The 22,101-nt window shown below is 67.0% G+C and carries 26 protein-coding genes; 1 reads left to right on the top strand and 25 read right to left on the bottom strand.

What is annotated here, in order from left to right; all coding sequences use genetic code 11:
- Positions 1 to 2 precede the first annotated feature (2 nt).
- Genes ACFPOB_RS26215 through ACFPOB_RS26195 form a run of 5 tightly spaced genes read right to left on the bottom strand, consistent with a single transcriptional unit; the run spans position 3 to position 3,677 of the window.
- On the bottom strand, positions 3 to 404 hold the full coding sequence (locus tag ACFPOB_RS26215; RefSeq protein WP_377801245.1) for a DUF6950 family protein: 402 nt from the start codon (positions 402 to 404) through the stop codon (positions 3 to 5).
- A gap of 4 nt (positions 405 to 408) precedes the next feature.
- Complete coding sequence (locus tag ACFPOB_RS26210) at positions 409 to 1,035, bottom strand: hypothetical protein (protein WP_377801244.1); 627 nt, start codon at positions 1,033 to 1,035, stop codon at positions 409 to 411.
- A 4-nt stretch (positions 1,036 to 1,039) separates the two neighbouring features.
- Entirely contained in the window at positions 1,040 to 1,666 is a 627-nt protein-coding gene (locus ACFPOB_RS26205) for a hypothetical protein (RefSeq protein ID WP_377801243.1), read from the bottom strand.
- Positions 1,657 to 1,851: a hypothetical protein gene (locus ACFPOB_RS26200; protein WP_377801242.1), complete on the bottom strand. Its 195-nt coding sequence runs from the start codon at positions 1,849 to 1,851 to the stop codon at positions 1,657 to 1,659. The genes ACFPOB_RS26205 and ACFPOB_RS26200 overlap by 10 nt, the downstream gene beginning before the upstream one ends.
- Positions 1,851 to 3,677, bottom strand: a complete 1,827-nt coding sequence (locus ACFPOB_RS26195; RefSeq protein ID WP_377801241.1) for a hypothetical protein — start codon at positions 3,675 to 3,677, stop codon at positions 1,851 to 1,853. The genes ACFPOB_RS26200 and ACFPOB_RS26195 overlap by 1 nt, the downstream gene beginning before the upstream one ends.
- Positions 3,678 to 3,717: 40 nt before the next feature.
- Here ACFPOB_RS26195 and ACFPOB_RS26190 point away from each other — a divergent pair, with 40 nt between their 5' ends.
- Positions 3,718 to 3,975, top strand: a complete 258-nt coding sequence (locus ACFPOB_RS26190) for a hypothetical protein (RefSeq protein WP_377801240.1) — start codon at positions 3,718 to 3,720, stop codon at positions 3,973 to 3,975.
- Here ACFPOB_RS26190 and ACFPOB_RS26185 read toward each other — a convergent pair whose 3' ends face one another.
- From ACFPOB_RS26185 to ACFPOB_RS26090, 20 genes are all read right to left on the bottom strand, one after another.
- Positions 3,976 to 4,146 carry a hypothetical protein gene (locus tag ACFPOB_RS26185; protein ID WP_377801239.1) on the bottom strand — a complete coding sequence of 57 codons (171 nt, stop codon included), beginning with the start codon at positions 4,144 to 4,146 and terminating at the stop codon, positions 3,976 to 3,978.
- Positions 4,146 to 4,553 carry a gene transfer agent family protein gene (locus tag ACFPOB_RS26180; RefSeq protein WP_377801238.1) on the bottom strand — a complete coding sequence of 136 codons (408 nt, stop codon included), beginning with the start codon at positions 4,551 to 4,553 and terminating at the stop codon, positions 4,146 to 4,148. Before ACFPOB_RS26180 ends, ACFPOB_RS26185 begins: the two co-directional genes overlap by 1 nt.
- A complete protein-coding gene (locus ACFPOB_RS26175) occupies positions 4,550 to 5,011 on the bottom strand; it encodes a phage tail tube protein (RefSeq protein ID WP_377801237.1) in 462 nt (153 codons plus the stop codon). Before ACFPOB_RS26175 ends, ACFPOB_RS26180 begins: the two co-directional genes overlap by 4 nt.
- Positions 5,012 to 5,036: 25 nt before the next feature.
- The gene (locus ACFPOB_RS26170) at positions 5,037 to 5,447 is read right to left on the bottom strand and encodes a DUF3168 domain-containing protein (protein WP_377801236.1); all 411 of its coding nucleotides are present in this window, start codon (positions 5,445 to 5,447) and stop codon (positions 5,037 to 5,039) included.
- Positions 5,440 to 5,880 (bottom strand): HK97-gp10 family putative phage morphogenesis protein, encoded by a 441-nt coding sequence (locus ACFPOB_RS26165; protein ID WP_377801235.1) that lies wholly within the window; start codon positions 5,878 to 5,880, stop codon positions 5,440 to 5,442. The genes ACFPOB_RS26170 and ACFPOB_RS26165 overlap by 8 nt, the downstream gene beginning before the upstream one ends.
- A gap of 99 nt (positions 5,881 to 5,979) precedes the next feature.
- Positions 5,980 to 6,192, bottom strand: a complete 213-nt coding sequence (locus ACFPOB_RS26160) for a hypothetical protein (protein ID WP_377801234.1) — start codon at positions 6,190 to 6,192, stop codon at positions 5,980 to 5,982.
- On the bottom strand, positions 6,189 to 6,539 hold the full coding sequence (locus ACFPOB_RS26155) for a head-tail adaptor protein (protein ID WP_377801233.1): 351 nt from the start codon (positions 6,537 to 6,539) through the stop codon (positions 6,189 to 6,191). Before ACFPOB_RS26155 ends, ACFPOB_RS26160 begins: the two co-directional genes overlap by 4 nt.
- Positions 6,539 to 7,138: a head-tail connector protein gene (locus ACFPOB_RS26150; protein WP_377801232.1), complete on the bottom strand. Its 600-nt coding sequence runs from the start codon at positions 7,136 to 7,138 to the stop codon at positions 6,539 to 6,541. The genes ACFPOB_RS26155 and ACFPOB_RS26150 overlap by 1 nt, the downstream gene beginning before the upstream one ends.
- 3 nt (positions 7,139 to 7,141) lie before the next feature.
- Positions 7,142 to 7,435 carry a hypothetical protein gene (locus ACFPOB_RS26145; protein ID WP_377801231.1) on the bottom strand — a complete coding sequence of 98 codons (294 nt, stop codon included), beginning with the start codon at positions 7,433 to 7,435 and terminating at the stop codon, positions 7,142 to 7,144.
- 72 nt (positions 7,436 to 7,507) lie between these two features.
- Complete coding sequence (locus tag ACFPOB_RS26140; RefSeq protein ID WP_377801230.1) at positions 7,508 to 8,728, bottom strand: phage major capsid protein; 1,221 nt, start codon at positions 8,726 to 8,728, stop codon at positions 7,508 to 7,510.
- Between the two features lie 65 nt (positions 8,729 to 8,793).
- Positions 8,794 to 9,534 (bottom strand): head maturation protease, ClpP-related, encoded by a 741-nt coding sequence (locus tag ACFPOB_RS26135; protein WP_377801229.1) that lies wholly within the window; start codon positions 9,532 to 9,534, stop codon positions 8,794 to 8,796.
- Positions 9,503 to 10,759, bottom strand: a complete 1,257-nt coding sequence (locus ACFPOB_RS26130; protein WP_377801228.1) for a phage portal protein — start codon at positions 10,757 to 10,759, stop codon at positions 9,503 to 9,505. The genes ACFPOB_RS26135 and ACFPOB_RS26130 overlap by 32 nt, the downstream gene beginning before the upstream one ends.
- Entirely contained in the window at positions 10,756 to 12,501 is a 1,746-nt protein-coding gene (locus ACFPOB_RS26125; RefSeq protein WP_377801227.1) for a terminase large subunit, read from the bottom strand. The genes ACFPOB_RS26130 and ACFPOB_RS26125 overlap by 4 nt, the downstream gene beginning before the upstream one ends.
- A 6-nt stretch (positions 12,502 to 12,507) precedes the next feature.
- Complete coding sequence (locus ACFPOB_RS26120; RefSeq protein ID WP_377801226.1) at positions 12,508 to 13,143, bottom strand: P27 family phage terminase small subunit; 636 nt, start codon at positions 13,141 to 13,143, stop codon at positions 12,508 to 12,510.
- Positions 13,144 to 13,739: 596 nt separating this feature from the next.
- Positions 13,740 to 14,549, bottom strand: a complete 810-nt coding sequence (locus tag ACFPOB_RS26115; protein WP_377801225.1) for a hypothetical protein — start codon at positions 14,547 to 14,549, stop codon at positions 13,740 to 13,742.
- Positions 14,536 to 15,735 (bottom strand): hypothetical protein, encoded by a 1,200-nt coding sequence (locus tag ACFPOB_RS26110; protein WP_377801224.1) that lies wholly within the window; start codon positions 15,733 to 15,735, stop codon positions 14,536 to 14,538. The genes ACFPOB_RS26115 and ACFPOB_RS26110 overlap by 14 nt, the downstream gene beginning before the upstream one ends.
- Positions 15,732 to 16,403 (bottom strand): hypothetical protein, encoded by a 672-nt coding sequence (locus ACFPOB_RS26105; protein WP_377801223.1) that lies wholly within the window; start codon positions 16,401 to 16,403, stop codon positions 15,732 to 15,734. Before ACFPOB_RS26105 ends, ACFPOB_RS26110 begins: the two co-directional genes overlap by 4 nt.
- Before the next feature lie 35 nt (positions 16,404 to 16,438).
- Positions 16,439 to 18,988 carry a DNA methyltransferase gene (locus ACFPOB_RS26100; RefSeq protein ID WP_377801222.1) on the bottom strand — a complete coding sequence of 850 codons (2,550 nt, stop codon included), beginning with the start codon at positions 18,986 to 18,988 and terminating at the stop codon, positions 16,439 to 16,441.
- Complete coding sequence (locus ACFPOB_RS26095; RefSeq protein WP_377801221.1) at positions 18,985 to 20,982, bottom strand: DNA cytosine methyltransferase; 1,998 nt, start codon at positions 20,980 to 20,982, stop codon at positions 18,985 to 18,987. Before ACFPOB_RS26095 ends, ACFPOB_RS26100 begins: the two co-directional genes overlap by 4 nt.
- A complete protein-coding gene (locus ACFPOB_RS26090) occupies positions 20,982 to 22,088 on the bottom strand; it encodes a DNA polymerase III subunit beta (protein ID WP_377801220.1) in 1,107 nt (368 codons plus the stop codon). The genes ACFPOB_RS26095 and ACFPOB_RS26090 overlap by 1 nt, the downstream gene beginning before the upstream one ends.
- Positions 22,089 to 22,101: the final 13 nt, after the last annotated feature.

The raw sequence follows: 22,101 nt of genomic DNA, 5'->3' as shown, positions 1-22,101 counted from the left end.
AGCTAGTCGACCGCGTAAACCGCGAGCGCCGAAGACGGCGGAAGCTGCAGCAGCTGATGGCCGCGGCGGCACAGCACGACCGCGCCATAGACTAGCCCGAGCGTGTCGCCGGTCGCGGTCGGTGCCGCCAGGATGGCGATGTCGCCGCGCTGCCAGTGTCCGGCCGGCCGCTCCGGATAGACGGCGGCAATCGCCTCGCGCAGACTGGAAAAGCCTCGCTTGCGCAAAGTCCGCATGGCGCCGGCATCGCTCTTGTAGCCAACCGCGTAGGGCCGCGACCCGGTCAGGGCCTCGGCTGCATCCATGGCGAGCATGAAGCAGTCGGTCACGCCCGGGGCATAAGCCGCCGCGCCGTGCCGCTCGATCACTGCGAGCAGCCGGTCATCCCATCCGTCGATGCGCATGATTTCAGAAGATCCCGAACTTCTTCTTCGGCTTTTTCTCAGGTTTGGGGATTTTCCCCCATTTGACCTCTTGCGAGACGGTCGACTGCACATGACGCAGCGAGCCGTCGGAAGGGTCGATCAGGCGTTGATCGGCATCGGTACGCATCCGATAGCCAGAGCGGCCGAGATCGATGGCGCCGCTTTCCACCGCGGCCTGCATGTAGACGTCGCCGCCCTCGGTGACGTTGTGCTCGATCGTGTCGAGCCGGCCGCGAAACACCGGCTCGACCGAGAGGAGCGCATAGGTTGTCGGGTGCAGATAGCCGCGCCAGACCAATACCGGCGCATTGCGGTACTGAATCGTCTCGATCGAGGCGAAGACCGAGGCATCGAGCCCGGCGCGGGCATCGCCGTTCAGCCGGATCGCCAGCCCGACCGCCGTGCCGTCCGACACCCCGCCGATCGCCGAGAGCTGAAACAGGTTGCCGGCGCCCCGGAAAGTGATGCCCGACCAGGTGAACTCACCCTGGCCGGAAAAGAAGGCCTTTTGCCCGGTCGGCGCCGGGAAATCGAACAGCATCATTTCGATGCGCGCGATCTGACCTGCTCGCAATTGCGCGAGCGTTCCGGCGTCTACGACTTTAGCCATCGGGTCAGGATACTTTCTGGACGGCCTGGAAGCTGACCGGCTCCATGCTGAAGCCGTCGCCCGGCGCATAAGCGGCGGTCGGATCGAGGATCATCTCGCAGGCCGGTTGATGCAGGCGCAGCACCGCGTCGGTCGTGAAGAAAGACGGGATGCGCGGCAGCACGGCGATACTGATCGAGCCGGCCGCCGGCGCGGCATCCGCCATGACCCGGAACAGGCCATAGCGCCCGGACTGCTCCAGGCCGATTAGATCGCCGGCGCGCAGGCGCAGCGCGGCGTTCGGGGCGACGGCCGCGACACTGGTCTCGGTCCGCGCCGACAGCAGCAGCGTATCGGACCAGACGCCGGCAATCGCGCCGCCGGGATGGGCCGCGGGCCAGCACTGCGCCGGCGAATAGCACAGGAAGCTGCCGGAGCCCTGCAAGGCTTCGACGAAGGCGACGGCGCGGCGGCGGCCATATTCACGCTCGGGCCGGATTTCGATCGACGCCTTCCAGATCGCGACGCCGGTTTCCATCACCTGCAGGCCCGCCGGCAGCTTCGCCGTGGCCACCGAGCGCACCAGCGAGAAGGTGACGCGGCGGAGGCGAAGGCCGGACGTGCGCAAGTCGAGAGGGTAAGTCAGCGGCATGCCGGCACCACGATGAATAGGCGGGTGAGCGGCACCGTCCGCACCGCGACCAGGCCTGACGCCTTCATGACCGCCACAGATGCAGCGTCGAGCATGCGTCCGGAAGGCAAGCGAAATCCGTCTGGAAAGCCGAAGCCAACGGCCTGACCCTCGCGGCGAAGAACCCGAAGTTCTGTATCGAACATCAGCCAAACGCCCCGCGCCGCCGCGCCTCGGCCTGCGTCTGCATGACCTTGCCCGGAAGTCCGGCGTCATAGGCGCGCAGGGCCGCGGTGATTTGCTCGGCGACGCCCTGTTGGGCGCCGCGCGCGTCGATGTGGAAGGTGCGGCGGTCGACGAAGCCGCCCCTCGCGGCCGGAATGATCTTGCCCGGCGTCGTCGGCACGAAGGTTTCCGGGCCGCGCTCGCCGACGCGATAGGGCTGGCCGGCATTGACCGGCCCTCCCGTCGCCCGGCCGAACAGCGCACCGATCAGGCCACCCGTCGCACCATTGACCCCGGCCGTGCCGAACAGGCCTGCGAGCGGGCCGGTGCCCATCAACGCCGCCTGCAGGGCGGCCTTGGCCAGCGACGCCGCGAGACGCTTGACCACATCTTCGGCCTTGGCGCCGTTGACGATCAGGTCTTCGAGGGCATCGACAGCCGCATCGCCGAAGAATCGCTGCGCATCGGCAAGGCCCTTCTGCGCCGTCTTCAAGTTCTCCAGCACCGTCCGCTTCTGCTCGGAGAGCTCGATCTCCTTGGTCAGCGAGGCAATAACCTTCTGGCGTTCGCCCTCGTCGAGCTTGGCGAGATCGACCTGCGCCTTGGCCAGCTCGACCGCAGCGCGCTTCTCGGCATTGGATTTGCCGAAGGTGGCGATCTCGGCATCGAGCACCGAATTCTGCCGCATGAGCGTCTCGACATAGCGATCGAGACGATCCTGCGCTTGCTCGGCTTCGGACTTGCCGGACGATCCGCCGCCACCGCCTGATTTGGCCGGCGGAACCTTCGTCGCATCCGACCCCATATAGCCGCGCGTTGGACGCGCAGGCGGCACAGGCGCGGCAACCGAGCGGTCCTTCTCGCTTGTGATGAACTGAGCTCGCGCCTCCCGCGCCGCGGCGCCCCTGGCCGCTTCAGCCGTATCCCGTCCGCCAGCATTTCCGAGCGCCATGTCGCGCGCCTGATCGCGCCTCGCGGCACGCTCCGGAACCTGAGAGGCTTTGCGATTGGCTTCGTCGACCTTCGCAAGATAGGCGCCAGCCTGCGAAAGCAGACCGGACAAACCCTGTGCGGCGCCGATGATCGCCGCCTTGCTGCTGGACGCGAACGACGCCCACGCGCTGTTCCAGGCGTCATCGAATTGCTTGGCCTTCGCGATCACGTCACTATCGAGGATAGCGCCAGCTTCACCAGCCTTTCGGGCAAGCTCTCCCAAGGCGGCCGCGCCACGCTCCAGGAGCGGAATAAACTCGGGTGGCAATCCGAATTTCTCGGCAATCGCGACCTTGTCCTGCTCAGTCGCGGCCCGGCTGATCAGGTCGGCAGCGACCTCCAAAGCCGCGTTGGTCGAGATGACCTCGCCAGTCCGGGTTTTCAGTTTGGCGTTGTTAGCGTCAAACAGCTTCGAAAGCTCGGTTTCTTCGGTGCGCGCTTCATTGAGCTTTTTCGCCAGACCGGTAATCCCGGTGTCGAATTCCTTGCCGCTCACGCCTTGCGCCTGAGCCGCGAGGCGAAGCTCCTGGAACTTAGCAAGGTCGAGCCCGACACGACGGGCCGTATCGCCGAACGATGCGATCTCCCGATTGGCCTCGACGAAGCCACGCGTGATTCGATCGAAGGAGATCGCGGCTATCGCGCCCTTGAGAACCCCGAGGCCAAAATCGCCGGACAGCGTGGGGTTCGCCTTGCGAAATTTCGCCTCGATCTCGTCAGCAGCCTGCTCGGCAATCCTCGCGGACGCCTTGAGCTGGCGCTCCAATTGCTGGATGTTGGCGCCAACGCTAACAACCAAGTCGCTGGTGGCCATTGGGAGGTCCTAGTTGAGCGCATTCATGAAATTGATGGGCGTGGCGATGCTGATCGCCGGCGTCATCGTTCTGGCCGTAGCTCGTTCGGCCTTCCACGAGATCACAGCCGCAACCGCCTTCGGGCTGGGCGCCGTCATCCTCGGGATAAGCGCCGTGATCGACCGGCTGACGGACATTCGAGACGGTCTGCGTCAGCCGGCGACCATGACATTTACGCCGGAGCCGGCAGCGACAGAGACACGACCGCCACCGAAGCCGGACCCGGAAATCACCTGGCGCGGCCGTGGGACACGCTAGCTAGGGCAGGAATTCTGGCGCGGCATCGAACATGGCCTGCACGTCGCCGAAGTCCGGGGGATCGTTCGACCGCTTGGCGGCTTCTGGGCTGTTCGCCTTCGCCCATCCATCGACACAAGCCATGAACTGCCAGAGTGACATCTCGCCGACCTGCGCCGGCGTGAAACCCATCACGACGCCGAGGCCGTAGAACTCTCGGAAGTCGAGCTTTCCGTTTGGGCGGGCGGGTCGCTCTCCTCCCCGTCCGCCGGCGATTTTCCCACCGGCTCTCCCGGCTTGCCAATCAGCACCGCTTGCATGACGGCGAGCGCCGGCATGACGTTCTCCAGCCAGGGGCGCTCCAGCACGTAGAGCCTGGTCTTGTTCAGCGCGTCGACCGGCTTCATCCCGCCCCCAATCAGGCCGAGGCGAAGCGTGTGATAGACCTCCTTCGAGGTCCAGAGACCGTGTTCCAGCCGCTGCGCGATGACGACCGGACCGGCATCGCAGATCGTCTGCAGCTCTTCCAACTGCGCGAGAGGAAGGACGAAGGTGTAGGTTCCGTCGGCCCAATCCAGATCGATGCTGCAGCGGCTCACGTGAGAGCCGCCACCATGGCGCGGGTCAGCGCGCCGTCGCCGGTCGCCTGCACCGAAATCTGCCACTTGTTGCCGCGCTCGCCGGAGATTGTCGCCGAGATATGTGCGGCGCCGGAGAACTGGAGATCGGGCGTGCCGGAACCGGAGCCGAACCCGACGAGGCGGATGCGGATGTTCGTGGCTTCGGCGCGGTTCACAGCAGCCCAGAGCAGCGGCTCGGCTGCCTTGGCCATGATGCCCTCGAACTCGGCCGTCCAGGCGAGCGAAAGCACGTCTGTCGCGCGCCAGGCGGGCGCGTCCGGGTCGTCACAATCCGGAATTGTGACGTCGTTGGTGTCCTTCTCGATCGCGAGATTGATCGAGTTGAACCCACAGATTTTGGCGAAGACCTCCGGGTCCGCGGCATCGCCGAAATAGACAAGGCCCTTCCCGAAGGAAAGGACAGTGGGCTGAGCCATGACGGCCTCCGTTGATGTGTGGTGATCAGACCGCCGCAGTGAGCGCGCGGAAGGTCAGGACGGCATGGCTGGTGAGGCCATCCGGGTCTTTCAGGTATCGCGTGTCCTGATGCGCGATTTCGAGGAACTGCCAGTCTGCGCCGAGATCGAGCGCCGCTTCGTGCAGCGAGCCGCGCACGGCGCCGGCGATCGTCTTGGCTTCGACCTGGCCGGGCCGGTCATCGCCCGGCCGCGACCAGACATGCAGCGTGACGAAGACCTCCTGGCCGTCATGGCACTGCGCGCCATCGTCGAGCGTCTGGAACTCGCCGATCTCGATATAGGGGAACGACACGTCGGACGGGACATGGTCGAGCACGCGCCCGCCGACGGCCGCGATGTCGGCGCGCAGCCTGACATTGATCGCGCCATGCAGCGCCAGCGACGGGTCAGCCATTGGATTTCCGGACTGCCTTCCTGATCTCGTGCTCGATACCGGCCTTGATCTGCTTCTTGTTCCGCCGCCAGGTCGGATAAAACCAGGGCTGGGCCGGCTGGCGACTGGTGCCGAATTCCGAGGCGTTGGCGTAGTCGTAGCTGGGCGCATTGCCCTTGCCGGCCTCGCGCACCGGCTTGGTCGTCTTCGGCCCGCCCGCCTTCACATAGAAGCGGTCGCCGCGCTTGCCGCGCTCGACCCTGATCGACGCCTTGACGTCGCCCTCATCGACCGGCACGACCTGTTTCATCGCCTCGGACAGGCCGAGCGCGCCGAGCAGCGCCTCGGTCGCCGCCGCCGCCCGAACCTCCATCGGGATCCTGTCCAGCCGACGCTGCAATCGCGACATCTTGGCCATCGGCGAGAACTCCAGCAGCGCGTGCAAGCGCGACATGGGCGGTCGGGATCAAGCCGGAGAAGCCGGACTTGTAGGCGACGAACACGCCCGGCTTGCACGGACAGTCGAAGTCGAGGAGGAAGGAGACGCGGGGCATCAGAGCGACCAGACGCGACGACCGGCTCTTACGCGAACGCGCGGCTTCCAGCCGGCACGGATCAGAACCATCGCCATGCGGGTCAACGCATACGTCACATCAATGGTCTGAGAGCTCCCGGCGATCTCAGAACCGAGAAGGGCAGCCGGAACACTATGCTTCACCAGGCGGCCGGCTGCTGCCCGGGCGAGCATCGCGGAATCCTGGCTCATGTCGCCGACCCTTCCTCAAGCAGAAACTCGATCTCGCGCGCATCGGGCGTCGGCACGATCGACCGGATCTGGCAGGCCTTGCCGGCATAAGGGCCGGTCAGGAACACGACCCTGTCCGCCGCGGTGACGCCCTTCGTCGCGCCGAAGGCAAGCACGGTGAGCGCACCCTGCAGGGTGGCTTCGAGCCGGCCAGCGGCGAGCTGCTCTCGCCCGAACTTCGGTCGGAAGCCGGCCCAGCAATCGAACAGCGCGGCATAGGCCTCGCGGACATTGCCATAGCCGTCATCCGCCGCGGCGGCGCGCCGCTCGAAGCGGATGCGGTGATTGCGCTGGCCGGCGGAGAGCATCAGAGCTGCACCCTGCGATAGGGCGCGAGCAGCCGGTCGACCGTCGCCGACATCGGCACGGCGCCGGACGCGCCGAGCGCCACGGTTTCGGGAAAGCGGTACATGTCGCCGACCATCAGCAGCATGGCCTGGCGGATCGCGGCCGGCACGGTCTCGGCCGTCTCGCCATAGCCGGCGGCATAGGTGACGGCGACCGCATCGGGCGCGTGCTCCAGGGCGGGCAGGCTCGCCGCGAGCGAGATCAGCACCTCCGGCCGCGACGCCCCGGCGAGCAGGCGATAGTTGGCCGGATCGACGACGCTCTCGCTGCCGTCGGCGGCGCGCACGCGGATCTCGACGATGGCGGTGACAGGCGCCAGCCGCAGTGGCAGGCAGCGCGAGGCCGGCCAGAAGGAGAAGAACTGCCGCCAGCGCTGCGCCATAAGGGCGCGGCCGAGAATGCCGCCATAGCCGTCGAGATGGCCGGCGGCCGCGTCGATGGCGCGCTCGATCAGCCCGTCGTCAAGGCCATGGTCGACGCGCAGATGCGCCTTGGCCTCGACGAGCGAGATCGGCTTGGCGGTAGGAGCCGTGACCAGCTCCGGCGGCAGGCAATGCATGGCTCAGGCCTGCGGCAGAGCCACGCCAGCGGCAGAGAGGGCGGCCTCGATCTCCTCAGCGGTCGTCGCCGCGGAGATATCGACATTGCCCGCCTCGGCCGCCTTCTTGAGGGCGGCAAGCCGCTGTTCGGCCTTGGCCGCGGAATCATCGACCTTGGACTCGGCCTCCTTGGCGGCGATCGCGGCACCCAGGCCGATCAGGCGCTCGGCTTCATCCTTCGGCAAGTCGATCACGTCGCCCGGTTCCCCGTGCTTCTTCGGGTTGCCGGAATAGGTGCACTTCAACTGGATCTTCATGGCATTTCCCTTCTTCGTCGACTCAGAGAGCGGGCAGCCCGAGAGCTGCCCGCCTTGCTCAGTCGACGCGGTTCAGGAGGCGGCGTTGATGAAGACCTTCACGGCGCCGCCGACATCGAGCAGATTTCCGCCCGAGCGCATCCAGGCGAGGAAGCCGACCTGGCCCTTCTTGGTGTAGGCGGAGTCCGTGAAGCGGAACATCTCGACCGCCATGACGTCGCGGATCGCGTAATGCTTGAAGTCGCCGAAGGCGATCGAGCGAGCGCTCGCCGCCATCGCCGCCATGTTCTGATTGACCGTGATCGGGTTGCCGAGAAGGCGATCCGGCGCGCCACCGGGCGACGTCTCCTCGTAGCCCGGAACGAAGATCGGACGGCCATTGGTGTCCTTGATCTTGCGGACGACCTTGACCGAGGAGTCGTTCATCATGAAGCGGCAGTTGCCGCCCTCACGATAGGCCGGATCGACCGAATGCTGGAGATCGACCAGGCTGTCATAGGTGATCGCAGTGACCTGGGAGGAGCCGTTCGCAGCCGTCACGCCGATACCGGCAGCCGTGATCACGCCATTGGGCTGGCCGGTGCCGGTGCCGACGGTGAAGTGCTTGTTGGTGATGCGACCGAGGCGCGTGGTGATACGGCCGCGGACGAAGGCCTCGATGTCGACGCTCGAATCCTGCAGCAGCTCGAACGGCACCGGCACGACCTTGGACGAATACTTGTAGACCGGCAGGCCGGCCGTGCCGAAGCTGACATCAGCGTCGCTCGCCGAGGCGTTCTCGGGGACGATTTCGCCCTCTTCCGCGGTGCCGTCCGACGTCGGGAACGACATCGGATTGCCCGAGGAGGTAGAGATCACGCCCGCCACCCCGCGCATACCGCCGAAGGCCTTCAGCGCATCGAGCACGGTGGTCGCGACATCGGTCGCAACGGTGTAGCCGCCCTCGGACGGGGTGGTGGTGGACATGGTGTTGCGCACCACCTCCCAGTCCTCCGCCGTCAGCGCCTTGTCGCCGCCCCGCAGCCACTTGGCATAGATGCGTGCGCCGTCGGACTTCTGGTTCCTGGCCACACGGTCCGCCGCGTCGATAACGCTGTGCTTGAGCGCCTCGTCAGCGACCTTGGCGTTGACGTCCTGAATCCGCTTGATCTTGGCGTCGAGCTCGTCGAGCTCGGCCATGCCCTGGTCATAGACCGGCTGGTCGACATCCGGATTCCAGTCGGCCTTGTTGACCAGCTCGTTCAGCGCCCTGGCCTTGGCCGCGCGCTGCTCCCGCAGAGCCTGAATGCTCATGCCTCTCTCCTCATGAAAAAGCCGCCCGGAGGCGGCGGTGGTCTGCTTCGCGCGGCTGCGCTCGGTCAGGCAGTCAGGCGCATGCGGACAGCGTGGACACGCTGACGCCGCGCCGATTCCTCCGCAGCCGCCATGGTGGCGGGCTGCGCATCGTCGTCGTTCTCGTCGGACTCATCCGGCGCCGGAGCCGGGGCTGACTGATAGGCGCTGAGATCCCAGCGGGCCGCGCTCTTCGGCGCCTGGCTGGCGATCTCGTCGGCGAGACCTTCGTCGACCGCCTCCTGCGCGGTGAACCAGGTCTCCGCCGCCATCAGTGCGGCATAGTGATCGCGACTCTCGCCAGCGCGGGCCGCATAAGTGTCGGCAATGGTGCCGTCGATCTTCTCCAGCAGCGTCGCAGTCGCGAGCATGTCGTCGGCATTGCCGATCGCCAAGGTCCAAGCTTTGTGGATCATCAGGAAGCTGCCATCGGCCATCACGACCTTGCCCGCCGCGGCGGCGATGATCGAGGCGGCCGAGGCGGCATAGCCATCGACATAGGCGGTGATCTGCCCGCCATGAGCGGCCATAGCCGCCATGATGGCCCGGGCAGCAAAGACATCACCGCCCGGCGAATTGAGGCGCAGCGCGATCTCGCCGGACATGCCGGCGATCGCCTTGACGATCCGCTCGGCGCTGACGCCACCGAACCATTCGGCATCGGCATCGCTGGCGACGATGACGTCGTAGATGTAGAGCGTGTTGCCCTCGGCACGGAACTCGCCGCGGCGGGCGTTATTGCGCAGCAGGTTGAGCAACCGGTTCATTCGTCGTCCCCGCGTTGAGCGTGCCATCGGGCTTGCGCTTGAGGTTCAGGCGCTCGCGCACCTCTTCGGTGGTCATGAAGCCCGGTTCGCCGGCACGGCCGAGCGCGATCCGGAAGGCTTCGAACAGCGACTTCGTGTCGGCGCGCTCCAGCTCGGTCGTGTCGAAGGCGGCAACGCGCGATGCGGTCCGGAAGAACTTCCGGTTGATCTCATTCTCGAACTTGTTCAGGTGCGCCCGAAGGGTGAACTTGACGAAGCCGGCACCCATGCTCTCGACGCCGGAGCCCCAGCTCGTCGTCTTCTCGGTATGGCCGATCATGAAGGGCGGCACGCCGAAGATGCGGGCGATATCCTCGATCTGGAACTGGCGCAGCTGCAGCAGCTGCAGATCGTCGAGCGGCAGCGAGATCACCGTCGGCTTCAGCCCGTTGGTCAGGATCATCGGCCGGTGCGCGTTCTGCGAGCCCGTGAACCGCTCGTCGAGCTGCTTGCGCAGGCTGTCGACGCCCTCCGGGCTGACGTTTCCGTCGGCCGTCAGCATGAAGTCCGGTCGGGCCGAATTGGCGAAGAAGCGGGCGGCGTAGTCCTGCGTCGCCAGCGCGACGCTGCCGGCCATGCGCAGGCCATTGCGCAGCATCGACAGGCCGCGCACGCCGTCGAAGCCGAAGCCGGCGACATGCAGCATGTCGTCCTGATCGAGGATCTCGCGCTCGGCCTTGAATCCCAGCACAGTCGGATCGGCCTCGACCGCATAGACCAGCCGCATCGCATCCGGCGTGACGCCGACCGTGACGCGGTTCGGATGGATCGGCAGCAGACCGACGATGTCCGCATAACGGTTGCGGATGATCTTCGCGAAGCCGTCGCCATGCAGCAGGTAGGAGGCGACGACGTATTCCCAGGCCAGGGCCGCCGACCAGCGCGGCACCCACTGCTCGTTCAAGACCCACCAGAGATCGTCATTCGGCAGACGGTCACGCTCGCCGGTCGCCGCCTGCTTGTAGATGTGCACGGGCATCGCCGAGATCGCGCCGGAGATCAGCGCCGTGCAGGCATAAACCGCGCTGATCTGCAGGGCCGTGCGCTCGGTCGGCACAGGCAGCCCGCCGGCAAGGGCGCCAGTCAGATCGTTCCAAAGCTCCGATCCGCGCACGATCAGCGGCGCGGGCGTCTGGTTGACGATCTCCGGCGTCTTCTTCGAAGACTTCGCCCGCTTCTTGCTCATAGGACGATGATCTCCGGCGTCTTGTCAGCCTCCTCGCCGGCCATGGTCAGGCCGAGCGCCATGACGCTGGCGACGATGCCATCGATCTTGTCGGCCGAGCGCTTGCGGGCCGGCATGAAGTTCATGTTCTCGTCGAAGCGCACCTGGACATGCCCCGCCATCCAGGCGAGCACCGGGTGCCCGCCATGATCCATCAGCCCGGTGATCACCAGGCGCTCGAATTCCTTCGACGGCTCGCCGAGCGTCAGGATGCCCTGCCGCATCTCGACCAGCAGCTCGGGATCGACGCCGTCGAGCTGCAGGTCGCCGATCAGCTTGGCGGCGTTCCAGGGATCGAAGCCGATCGCCTCGACCTCGAAATCGGCGAGGTCGTCCTTGACCGCCTTCATTACGAAGTTCTGGTCGACCGCGTCGCCCGGCGTGGTGAGCAGGGCCCCTTCGTCGATCCACTTCTGCCAGGGCGTCACGCGATCGCGCTGCTTGCGCGCTTCGAGCGTGCCCCGCGGAATCCAGAAGCGCGGCAGGAGCAGGAAGGCGTCGCCGGGCGTCTCCGGCTCGAAGATCTGGACCTTCGCCGTGATGTCCTGCGTCGCCGAGACGTCGATCGCCAAGCAGCAGCGCCGGCCCTTCAGCTCGTCGCGCCGCGTGCGCCAGGCGTTCGGGTCCGGCGCGCAGGCCAGCCATTTGTCGCGGTTGAGCCAGCGGACGGTCTGCTCGACCCACTGGTTGAGGTGGTAGCGCCGGAAGGCGGCCTCGGCGCGAGGATTGCCCTTCGCTTTTGCCGCCTCTTTCCGGATGTAGTCGTGCGTCGGCGTCAGGCCGAGCGTCGGATTGGCCTTCGCCCAGACCTTCTCGTCCTGCCAGTCGTCATCAGGATCCGCCGCGAATACCACCGCCAGGGCGGAGGGATCGTCGAAGGTGCCGTCGAGGATGCCGAGGGTCTCTTCCCAGAGCCCGAAGCCGACCACCTTGCTCTTCAACCCGGCGGTAGAGGCGTAGAGCTCGACCGGCTGCAGCCGCGTGCCGGTGCCCTGCCGCAGATTGTCCTCGAGGTCGCGCGTCTCCCATTCGTGCATTTCGTCGCCGGTGATGACCTGCGGCATGCGGCCATGCTTGCCGTCCGGCTTGCCGGAGAGCAGGTGGAACCCGCTCGCGGTCTCGGCGACGAAGATGCCCTTCGCCGTCATCGTCACCCGCGGCGTCGCGCCGCCGGTCAGCGCGGGGTCCTTCAGCAGCATGCTCTTCATGCGGCCGAAGGTGATCTTCGCCTGGTCCTCGTCGCGGGCGAAGCAGTAGCCTTCCGAGCCGACGAGACGCTCATGCACGAAGAACAGCAGCGACAGCGCCGCCAGGAACTCGCTCTTGCCGTTCTTGCGCGGCACCCAGAGCAGCAGCCGCGAGAAGACGCGGACATGGTAGACGATCGGCTTGCCGGTCAGCGGATCGATGTGATCCGCCGGCCGCTTCCAGCCGACCAGCAGCCGAACGACGATCTCCTGCCACTTCAGCAGCCGGAACGGCACGCCGGCGAAGCGATCGGCCGTCAGCTTGAACCATCGCGGCCAGTTGGCGACGACCTGCTCGGCCTTGCGCGCATCGAACCAGGCGCCCTTCTGCGCCGCCGCCCGCTTCCATCCCGAGATCGCCCAGCCATAGGCCGGGTCGGCTTCGTGCTCGGCGAGCCAATCCGGCAGCGGCCAGAGCGCGCCGGCCGCGGCGACCGCCGCCCCGCTCGTTTCCATTGCCGCTCAGTTCGGCAGCGAACCCGGCGGCGGCGAGTCGAAGCGGTCCATGCCGCCGACCGGATCGGTAGCGCCTGCGGGCGTCTCCCCGGGCGCCGGAGGGTCGTAGAGGCCAAGGTCGCCCTGGCCGCCGCCGGCGCCGCGCTCCAGCACCCGGCGCTGGTCGATCAGCAATGCGAAATTGTCGCTCGGCGTGAAGCCGAAGCGACCGGACAGAGCAAGGATCTCGTTCAATGCCTGCGCCCGGATCTTCTCGTTCGGATTGGTTCGGGGCATCTCGTCGCCCGACACCGTCTTCACCTTGACCACGTAGCCTTCGCGCCGCAGCGCCAGGACCGACCGATTGTAACGCGCGACGGCATCGCAATAGGCGACGAGCGGCGCCTGAAATTCGGCGGAGGCACGAAGGGTCTGCTTCAGCCGCGGCGCGATCGCCATCCAGACGTCGCGCTCCTCCTTGAACTCCTTGCGGGCGAAGCGATCCGGCGGACGCAGGCCGGCGATGTCCATGCTAGCGAGCAGCTGCTCTTCGGCCGTCGGGCTGGCGGCCTGCGCCTTCAGCGCGGCCTCGGTCTGCTTCTCTCGCCGGCCCGGAAAGCCCTTCGCCTTCTGAACGGCGGGATCGTCCTTGCGCCTGCCCATGTCGATCGTGGCGAGGCTGGCCTCACCCTCCTACAAAAAAAGAATCTCGGAAAAATTTCGCGACGCCACGAACAACAGTAGGCGCCCGGTCTAGGGAATTGAGGCCCTAGACTTTTGACCCGCCCCCCTCCCGGCCGGCTCGGAACGCTGCCCGCTCCTCCGCCTGGATGACGCTGTTGTGGCAGGGGTCGCAGGTGCTTTCGAGCTCGCCTTCCCAGAAGAGCCGAAGGTCACCCCGATGCGGGATTTTGTGGTTCGCTACAGTGGCCGGCACGATCAGGCCATTGGCCAAGCAGCGTTCGCAAAGCGGCTGTTCTTGCAACTGCATCGCACGCTTCCGTTGCCATCGCGCGGTCTTGTACTCGCGCCGCGTCTCGGTCTCGCGAGCCCGGCGCTGATCATACTCCCGCTCTGCCTTGGCAGCCTGCTCGACCTGGCGAGCAGTGCGGAAGGTCCGGATACGCTTCGTGGCGAGCCCCTCTAACGACAACGCCCGGAGGCCGTATCCGGCTCCGGGCGCGATTCGTGCTGATATCTATTTAGGGCCACGCAGCTGCGCAGTGGTCAAGCGTCAATTGATATCTGCTGGCGCGATATCACAAGCTTATCCCACGCTTCCGCAGATAGGTCTGGTTCGCCACCAGGACCGCCTGTTCGTCGTAGACGACGGTTTCAGCGCGCGTTCCACTGATCTTGCCGTGTTCCGGCCCCTTCGCTCCCCAGACCTCCTCCGCCAGCAGGTCCAGAGCTTCGCGCAGACGGATGGCGAGATAGTCCATGCGGGCTCGCTCGGCATCGGGCGATGGCCAACGCTTCGCCAGCTCTGACACGGTTAGCCCGTGCCCACAGATCGAAGAGACGATTCGCTCCCCGACCTGTCCCAGCTCCCTCGCCAGCCGCTTCAACTCGAAATGCGCATGCAGCACCGCGTCAGACAGCGGATCGCCCATCTTCCCGCCATCGACCTTGATCTTGCCGGGGTCGATGCCGCGGCCCGGCCCGATCATGGCGTGTTCGTAGATTGCCCGGAAGCGGATGCCGGCCTCGTATTGCGCCTGCGTCAGCCGCCGGCGCGCCAGCATCATTTCGAGCGGATGCTCGGCCAGGTTCACCGTGGCCTTGAGCTTCGATCCGGCTTCCATGGGATCATCGACCGTCCGCGTGCCGAGCACCGGAGCCTTGCCCGCCTTCACCGCAGAGCGATGCTTCGCCTTCGCCAGCGAAGGCATCGCACCGGCAGCCTTCGCCGCCTTGACGTCGTCGAGCAGCTTCAGCTCGCCGGCTCGCTTCGCCTGCGCCTTGGCTTCGGCGCGCCCGGTCGCGAAGGCCTCCTGCCGCTCCCGCCGCTTGGCCCGCTCCTTCCGGTCGATCTGCGCGATCCGCTTGGCTTCGTCAGAACGCGACATCGTCATCGCCTTTCTCGCTTCGGCCGCCCGGCGGCATGGGTGATGGCAGGAACACGCGGGCATCGCCGCGCATGTCGGGGATGCGGGCGCCTCGTGCGGCGAGCCAGGGCCGCCAGGCGGCCAGTTCTGGGCCGGTGCAGAGATAGGCGCTCAGCGCGCCGACACGCTTGCTCGCCGCGGCGATATCGGCGCCGGAGGCCGAGAGCGGCCGGTTCGCCTCGGCCTGCTGCATCCAGAACCCCGGCGGCTTCCCGGCGAAGACACGGTCCAGCAAGAGCAGCCACCAGTCTTTCGACCAGCCGACCACCGCCACCGGAGCGCCCGCCGCCTGCGCCGCCGCCCGATCGGTGGCCATCTTCGGCACATGCTGCCAGTTGCGGCCGGAGAGGTATTTCGGCGCGGAGAGCCGGCTGGTGAAGCCCGCCGCCTTTCGCTCGGCCACGAAGCCGGGAATGCCGTCGACCGCCGAGCGCCGCTCGCCGAAGGGCAGCGCCTCCCACGCCGAGGCGAGCGCGATCTGATCATCGGCGGCGGCATGCGGATAGCTGGCGATGAACTCGCTCAGCGTCGGCGTCGGCCGACCCGCTTCCGCTGCATGCCCTGCGTCCGGCACATCGGTTGATCCAGCCTGCGCCTCTGCGCCAGCGCCCGCGCTCTCTCTCTCAGGTTTAAGGGGTCTATAAGGGGTTGGGTGACTCAGCTTGTCACCCTTAGCTGTCGCTGGTGTCACCCTATCGTTCGGTAAGGGTGACGTGGTGTCACCCTTAGCCTGCGCGGAATCGTTCGGCAGCTGCTCGCCGTCCCATGCGTGCGGCGCATGGCTTTCGCCGTCCTCGCTGTCGTCATCGGTCAGCGGCTCGGCATGCGCCGCCGCGACCAGAGCTGGATAGAGCTCCGCCCGGCGCAGGCGCGCCAGCATGTCGATATCCATCTCGTAATGCGCCGTCGAGCCGCGGCCCTGGCCACCATCCTTGACGCGCCGCAGCAGGCCGATCCGGCAGAACTCGCCGATCACGCGCTGCGCGTTGCGCACCGAGCATTTGGCGAAGCGCGCCACGGTGGCAACGGCCGGGAAGATGTTGCGCCCGTCATCGTCGCAGCAGTCGACGAGCTTCAGCAGCACCAGCCGGTGCGATTGCGTCGGCACCTCGGCGTCCGCGGCAGTGGAGAAGAGCCGCCAGCTCATAGCAGCGGCTCCGGAGCCTTGACCTGCACAGGCGCAGCGGCGTCGCCCGCCAGCGGAATCACCGGATCGGAGCGCCAGAACGCGTCGCGGGCACGCAGCTGGGCGCAGATGGCCGCCGTGCGCTCGCCGGCATCCTGCTGCTGCCAGAGCGAGGTCAGGAAGCTATGCGTCGGCGGCTTCTTGCCGGGCTGATAGAGCCGTGCGCGCACTGCGGCGCTCGTCAGCTCTGCTACCCAACACAGGGCCGATTCAAGCCAAGGATGGGGTGCGCGCGCAGTCGCCTCGTTGCGCACCGAGAGCCCGTCGTCGCGAGCAATCTCCGCCCAGCCCACAGAGGGAAGCAGATAGAGCAGCAGCTCGACCGCACGCTTCTGGTGATCGTCGCCCGCTTCGGTGACGATCCACGCCTCGCCGCAGGCCAGCGTGGCAAAGCTGATTTGCGCGAGCATGCGGTCGGTCACATCGTAGTGCGATTTGATCTCGACAGCGACGATCCGGAACGGCTCGATCGCTGCCATGTCGATCCGGCTCTCGCCACGGCCGATCACCAGCTCGTGCACGATGCGCGCGCCGATCGTCCGCTCGCGTAGCCAAGCGTCGACAATCTCGCGCATCCGCAATTCGCGCTTGGAGCGATAGCTGCCGGAGGCGGCCTTGAGCTGCTTCATCACTCCGGCTTCAAGGGAAGATGGTTCCGGGATAATCACGCCGCCGCTCCCTCGGCCGTGAGCCAGCCTTCCGCCTCGCCGAGGTCGAACAGCGTCGCCGTCGCCATCTTGCGCTGCGTCGCCTCCAGCACCTTGACGCCGTCGAGGAAGTAGCCGGGGTTGAGCTCGGCCGCGCGCCCGCGCCGGCCGGCGAGCAGCGCGCGCATCGGCACGGTGAAAAGCCCGCCGAAGGGGTCGAAGACGAGCTCGCCCGGCTCACTCCAGCGGGCAATGCAGCGATCGACGATATCGAACTGAAGGGGGCAGACATGCTGCTCTCGGCCCTTCGCCGCCTGCTCGGTGTTGAGCGTCAGCATCCGGTTGACGTCGCACCAGACGTCTTCGCGGTTCGTGCCGGGCATCAGCGCCATGTAGATCGAGGGCAGGCGCTGCCGGGCCTCCAGCGCCTCGCCGATCCGAAGATGCGTCTCGAAATCGTAGATGCGGCCGGCGCTGGCCTCGCGGAACACCTTGGGCAGCAGCTTGGGGTCGATCGCCATCAGCTCCTGCGGCGTCAGCAGGCGGTTGCCGGAGGAGCGCCAGCGCGCATGCGCGTCGAGCTGCCAGCGGGCCAGGCTGTAATCCTCGATCCGCTTCTGCACGGGATCATCGGCATAGCCCTTGCTGCGGTCGCTCTGGACCTTGCGGAACAGCAGCACGAATTCGGGCGAGCCGACGCCCATCTTCGTGCCGTCCTTGCGCATCTCGGTATAGCCGAGGCGATAGGTCTGATTGTTCTCGCGGACCACGTCGGTGTCGACATAGATCAGCCCGAGATAGGCCAGCCCGTGCCGGCGGTAATGGGCAATGCAGTCGGCGTGGAAGGGGTTGACGGTCGGGAAGCCGAGCCCGGTGACGTTGCCGAACAGGATCCGGTCCTTGACGTGGATGCAGGCGAGCCGGCCGGGCTTCAGGATCCTGATCAGCTCCGGCGTCAGATGGTCCATCTGCGCGAAGAAGTGGCCGTCATTGTCGGTATGGCCGAAGTCGTTATAGCTCGGCGTGTACTCATAGTGGTTGCTGAACGGGATCGAGGTCACGATCAGGTCGACCGAGTTGTCCGCCATGCCGCGCGCTTCCAGCACGCAGTCATTGTTGGCGACCTGCCAGCCCTCGCCGGTGGCTTCGATCCGCTCGACGCCGATGGCGCGGGTCAGCTCGGCTGTGAAGTTGAGCGGGTCGAGCCCGTATTCCCTGATGATGTCGGACATGGTTGCGACGAGCCTGTCGTGTTCGGCCCATTTCGCCATGAGGTCGCGCACCACCTCGCGTTCGGATTCCGCGTGGATGATGTCGATCTCGACGGTATGGGCTTGGAGGAAGCGGGCGATGCGGTGGATCGCCTGGATGAAGTCGTTGAACTTGTGCGAGACGCCGACGAACACGGCCTTGTGGCAGTGGCGCTGGAAATTGCAGCCCGAGCCGGCGATCACCGGCTTGGCCGCGAGCAGGCGGAACTTGCCGTCGGAGAAGTCGACGATGGTCTGCTCGCGTGCGTCCAGGTCCTGAGTGCCGTAGACCGAGCGCACGCCCGGCAGGGCTTTCTCGATCGCCCGGCGCTCATCCTCGAGGTCGTGCCAGATAATCCGGTGCGCAGCAGGCTCCGCGGCAACGATCTGCGCCATGCGGGCGATGCGCGCCGGCAGCGTGTCGCGCCGCTCCTTCGCTTCCTGCATCAGGCCGCGCGCGCCATCCCTGAACAGGATGCCCTGGCCGTCGCGCTCCTCTCCGGCATCGGCGAGGTTCGTCTCGACCTCGTGCCAGGTCACCTTCAGCGGCGGCAGGGCATAGCCCTCATCGCTGTGGCCGAGATCGGACGGGCGCTGCACGAAGCAGGCCCAGCTGTTCACCCAGAGCCAGAACTCGCGTTCCTTGTGCGGATAGAGGGTGAGGTTGCCGGCGCTCTCGCTGTCGCGCTGGAAGAAGCGGGTCAGCGCCTGGCCGGTGTCCATCACGCCGAGGAAGCCGGCATAGTGGATCAGCTCCTTCGTCCGGTTCGGCGAAGGCGTCGCGGTCGCGACGAAGCGGAAGCGCACGCCGGCGAAAAGCGCCAGGAACGTCTGGAAGGTCTTGCTGCCATAGCTGCGCAGCACGCTCGCCTCGTCGAGGCTGGCGACATCGAACAGCGCCGGATCGAGCTTGCCGTCGCGCACGCTCTCGTAATTCGTCAGGTAGAGGCCGGGCCCGTCGATCTCGTCGCTGCGCCGGATGAAGCGAACATGCAGGCCGAGCGTCGCCGCGTCGCGTCGGAACTCCTGGCGCACGCCGAGCGGCAGCACGATCAGCCCGCGCCCGGCCTTGCCTTCCAGCGCGAGCAGCTTGGCGAGCACCAGCGCGACGCTCTGCAGCTGCATGAAGGTCTTGCCGAGGCCGAAGGCGCAGAAGATGGCCCGGCGCCCGCCACGCACTGCCCAGCGCACGATGTCGCGCTGGTGCGGCTTCAGCAGCGGGTGAATCTCGCCGTCGTCGACCTCGAAGCCGATGGCCGGCGCCAGCCTGATCTTCGCCTCGAGGAAGGCGCGGTAGGGATCGGCGTGCGCGTTCACTCCGCCGCCTCCAATGCGAACAGCGGCAGATCCGCCGGCGCGGCCGGGCGTTCGATCTCGCGCGGCTGGTAGTTCGAGGCGACGAGGGCGCGGGCCAGCGGCGGGCAGACGCTGTTGCCGCACATGCGCACCTGCGCCGTCTTGGTGATCGGGATCACCTCGGCCGGCCCGTCATCCTCGCCAAAGCCTTCGCGCGGCTCGACGCGCAGGCCCCGGTCGATGATGTAGCTGTCGGGGAAGCCCTGCGCCCGATAGAGCTCGCGGGGGCTGAGCATGCGCATGCCGATATCGGCGATGACATAGGGCTCGCCACCGATCTCGACCGTGACGAGGCCGAAGCGCGGCTTCACGGTCGCCGTGTGCAGCGGATCCTGCACGTCCTGGCCGATCGCCGGCCCGTAATATTTGGTCAGGAAGGCGCGCACCTCGGCGGCGTGCGTCGTTCCCGCGCAGATCGTCGGAATCGGCTCGTGCGGCCCGGTCGCGGCGCGCTCCGAGCCCTTCATGTTGAGCACATGCGAGGCGACCAGCGCCTGCTGCGGCATGCCGAAGGCGCCGCCGGCCGTCAGCGTCGAGACGGGCTTGTCGAGCGAGTGCCCGACGACACCGGTATTGTGCTGCGCCAGGAAGGCGGCGACCGCGGCATGCTTGACGCCGCCGGCGACGACGGTCCCGAGCGGTGCGGCCGGATCGAGCGCGCGCGGCTCCTGGCCCTCGCGCTCGCCATAGCCGGTTTGGATCAGCGTGCCCGCCACCAGCGAGAGGCCGGCGCCGCCGGCGGTCACGGTATGCGTCGGCTCGTCGGCGCCGTTGAACGGCTTGCCGGCATTGCGCATCGTCATCAGATGCGCCGCGACCAGGCAGACATCGGCCTTCGCCGTGCCGGTCGCGGTCGGCTCGTCGGCACTGCGCTCGCGTGATTGCCCTGCCCGCCCGCCGCAGCCGGCGAGGATAGGCGTGATCAGCCCGAGCGGCGCCGAGCCGCCCGGGCGCTCGCGGTTCTCGCCATTGGCGGTCACCGTGTGCAGCGGCTCGTCGAGGGCCGAGCCCGTGCTGTTGGCCCGGAACTTCGCGACGAACGGCGTCGCCAGCGCGAAGTCATTGGACGCCGTTGCGATCGGCAGTGGCTCGGCAAGGTCGTGCTCACCCTTGCCCCAGCGCTTGCTGTTCGGCCCCGTCTCACCATGCGCCGTCCGCACCACGAACGGCTTGGCCGCGTCGATCACATAGCGCTTCACCCCGCGGGCGATGCGCGCCATCGTCGCCTCGGCCAGCGGCCGGTTGACGCCGGCGGCGCGGCCTTCCTCGCGCGTCAGGAAGATCGAATGGCAGGGTAGCGACCAGTCGATGATGTCAGCCGCCGTGCGCCAGGGCAGCTTGCGCCCGGCGATCACCTCGGCATCGTCCGCCCGCCCATGCGTCGGCTTCGGCCAGACGATCTTTTCGCCGTCGCGCCGGGCGATCAGGAAGAGCCGCTTGCGGATCGTCGGCGCGCCATAGTCGCAGGCGCGCAGCTCGCGATGCTCGACCTTGTAGCCCAGCCGCTTCACCTCGCCTTCCCAGCGCTTGAACTCCTGGCCCTTGCGCTCCTTGCAGGGCACACCCTCGGCCGAGATCGGCCCCCAGTCGCGGAACTCCTCGACATTCTCGAGGATGATCACGCGCGGCCTGACCTGCTTCGCCCAGCGCACCACCACCCATGCGAGATCGCGGATGCTGCGCTTGACCGGCTTGCCGCCCTTCGCCTTCGAGAAGTGCTTGCAGTCCGGCGAGGCCCAGAGCAGCCCGACAGGCTGGCCGCGCGTCACCGCCACGGGGTCGACCTTCCAGACATTGTGCGGCAAGTGCCATGTCTCCGGATGGTTCATCCGGTGCAACGCCAGCGCTTCGGCGTCGTGGTTGATGGCGATGTCGGGCGAGCGGCCGAGCGCCAGCTCGATCCCGGTGGACGCGCCGCCGCCGCCGGCGAAGGAATCGACGATCAGCTCACGCATCAAACCCGCCTCGGCATGAGCACGCGGGTCATGCTGGGGTCCTGATCCCTGATCAGGATAGGCGCGCTCGGGTCGGTCAGGCCCAGGGCGATGTCGCCTTCGCAATCATGCGCCATCTCGGCGAGGCAGGAGCCATTGAGGCCGAACGGCGCCATGGCCTTGCCATCCTGCGTCGGCCAGTCCGTCGAAAGAGGGACGATGACAGCTCCCGCATCTATCTTGCGGGTGATGGCGCAGCGGCCATCCTGCGCTTCGAACTTGATCGACCAAAACTTTTCACGGCCGAGCGCCGCGATCCTCGCCACGCCTGCGAGAATGTCGGGCCGCTTCAGCGCCAGGACGAATGTACCTTCCGACGGCACCACGCGCTCATAGTCGGGATAGACGCCATCGATCAGCTTGGTCGCGATCGTGAGCCCTTCACTGGCGAAGACAAGGCCTTGCCCGGGCTTCTTCGAAGCATGGACGCTGATGTCGCAGCGCTGCAGGTGCCGACTAATCAAATTGATTGCGTCGCGCGGGATGATGGCCTTGAGATCGGCGCAAGGCTCGCGCGTGTAATTGCAGCGGCCGAGCCGATGCCCGTCCGTGGCGACGAGGCAGGCGCCATGCGCGCCGCGATGCCAGTAGACGCCGTTGAGATAGTAGCGCGTCTCCTCATAGGAGACGAAGGGCGCGACCTTGGCGAGCAGGCCCGGCAGCATGCCGTTGGTGAAGCGCTCGACCAACTCGCCGGCCTCGACGGGAAACTGCGGAAAGTCCGCCGCCGGCAGAGCTTCCAGCGTATAGCGCGCCTCGCCGTCGCCGAGCACAATCGAAGCCGGCGCGCCGCGCTCAATCCGCATCGGCATCGGCCCGGCGACACGGGCGATGGCTTCGAGCTGGTGCACCGGCAGCAGCATGGTCCATTCGCCATAACCGTCGATCACGTCGAGCCGTGCAGTGACGGCAAGATCGAGATTGGTCGCCTCCAGGGTGAGGCCCGCTTCGCTTAGCGAGAGCTTGACGCAGGCCAGCGCCGGAATCTTGCAACGCAGATCGGCGGCGCTCAGCAGCGCGGCCATGACGGATTTGAGGGCGCGGCCCTCGACAGTGACGAAGTCCATGGTCGGCCTCTCG

This window comes from Allobosea eneae (genome assembly GCF_042657265.1).
GTDB lineage: Bacteria > Pseudomonadota > Alphaproteobacteria > Rhizobiales > Beijerinckiaceae > Allobosea > Allobosea eneae.
The sequence above is the reverse complement of the archived record's forward strand: the minus strand, read 5'-3'. Positions and strand labels throughout refer to the sequence as shown.

What these genes read in the sequence shown, in the direction of transcription:
- ACFPOB_RS26200 (WP_377801242.1), bottom strand. Translation starts at nt 1,851, where the DNA reads ATGTTCGATACAGAACTTCGGGTTCTTCGCCGCGAGGGTCAGGCCGTT.
- ACFPOB_RS26150 (WP_377801232.1), bottom strand. Translation starts at nt 7,138, where the DNA reads ATGCATTGCCTGCCGCCGGAGCTGGTCACGGCTCCTACCGCCAAGCCG.
- ACFPOB_RS26170 (WP_377801236.1), bottom strand. Translation starts at nt 5,447, where the DNA reads ATGGCTGACCCGTCGCTGGCGCTGCATGGCGCGATCAATGTCAGGCTG.
- ACFPOB_RS26135 (WP_377801229.1), bottom strand. Translation starts at nt 9,534, where the DNA reads ATGAACCGGTTGCTCAACCTGCTGCGCAATAACGCCCGCCGCGGCGAG.
- ACFPOB_RS26205 (WP_377801243.1), bottom strand. Translation starts at nt 1,666, where the DNA reads ATGCCGCTGACTTACCCTCTCGACTTGCGCACGTCCGGCCTTCGCCTC.
- ACFPOB_RS26090 (WP_377801220.1), bottom strand. Translation starts at nt 22,088, where the DNA reads ATGGACTTCGTCACTGTCGAGGGCCGCGCCCTCAAATCCGTCATGGCC.
- ACFPOB_RS26125 (WP_377801227.1), bottom strand. Translation starts at nt 12,501, where the DNA reads ATGGAAACGAGCGGGGCGGCGGTCGCCGCGGCCGGCGCGCTCTGGCCG.
- ACFPOB_RS26145 (WP_377801231.1), bottom strand. Translation starts at nt 7,435, where the DNA reads ATGAAGATCCAGTTGAAGTGCACCTATTCCGGCAACCCGAAGAAGCAC.
- ACFPOB_RS26185 (WP_377801239.1), bottom strand. Translation starts at nt 4,146, where the DNA reads ATGGGTTTCACGCCGGCGCAGGTCGGCGAGATGTCACTCTGGCAGTTC.
- ACFPOB_RS26175 (WP_377801237.1), bottom strand. Translation starts at nt 5,011, where the DNA reads ATGGCTCAGCCCACTGTCCTTTCCTTCGGGAAGGGCCTTGTCTATTTC.
- ACFPOB_RS26115 (WP_377801225.1), bottom strand. Translation starts at nt 14,549, where the DNA reads ATGTCGCGTTCTGACGAAGCCAAGCGGATCGCGCAGATCGACCGGAAG.
- ACFPOB_RS26195 (WP_377801241.1), bottom strand. Translation starts at nt 3,677, where the DNA reads ATGGCCACCAGCGACTTGGTTGTTAGCGTTGGCGCCAACATCCAGCAA.
- ACFPOB_RS26110 (WP_377801224.1), bottom strand. Translation starts at nt 15,735, where the DNA reads ATGAGCTGGCGGCTCTTCTCCACTGCCGCGGACGCCGAGGTGCCGACG.
- ACFPOB_RS26160 (WP_377801234.1), bottom strand. Translation starts at nt 6,192, where the DNA reads ATGAGCCAGGATTCCGCGATGCTCGCCCGGGCAGCAGCCGGCCGCCTG.
- ACFPOB_RS26155 (WP_377801233.1), bottom strand. Translation starts at nt 6,539, where the DNA reads ATGCTCTCCGCCGGCCAGCGCAATCACCGCATCCGCTTCGAGCGGCGC.
- ACFPOB_RS26210 (WP_377801244.1), bottom strand. Translation starts at nt 1,035, where the DNA reads ATGGCTAAAGTCGTAGACGCCGGAACGCTCGCGCAATTGCGAGCAGGT.
- ACFPOB_RS26095 (WP_377801221.1), bottom strand. Translation starts at nt 20,982, where the DNA reads ATGCGTGAGCTGATCGTCGATTCCTTCGCCGGCGGCGGCGGCGCGTCC.
- ACFPOB_RS26105 (WP_377801223.1), bottom strand. Translation starts at nt 16,403, where the DNA reads ATGAAGCAGCTCAAGGCCGCCTCCGGCAGCTATCGCTCCAAGCGCGAA.
- ACFPOB_RS26215 (WP_377801245.1), bottom strand. Translation starts at nt 404, where the DNA reads ATGCGCATCGACGGATGGGATGACCGGCTGCTCGCAGTGATCGAGCGG.
- ACFPOB_RS26165 (WP_377801235.1), bottom strand. Translation starts at nt 5,880, where the DNA reads ATGTCGCGCTTGCACGCGCTGCTGGAGTTCTCGCCGATGGCCAAGATG.
- ACFPOB_RS26120 (WP_377801226.1), bottom strand. Translation starts at nt 13,143, where the DNA reads ATGGGCAGGCGCAAGGACGATCCCGCCGTTCAGAAGGCGAAGGGCTTT.
- ACFPOB_RS26140 (WP_377801230.1), bottom strand. Translation starts at nt 8,728, where the DNA reads ATGAGCATTCAGGCTCTGCGGGAGCAGCGCGCGGCCAAGGCCAGGGCG.
- ACFPOB_RS26130 (WP_377801228.1), bottom strand. Translation starts at nt 10,759, where the DNA reads ATGAGCAAGAAGCGGGCGAAGTCTTCGAAGAAGACGCCGGAGATCGTC.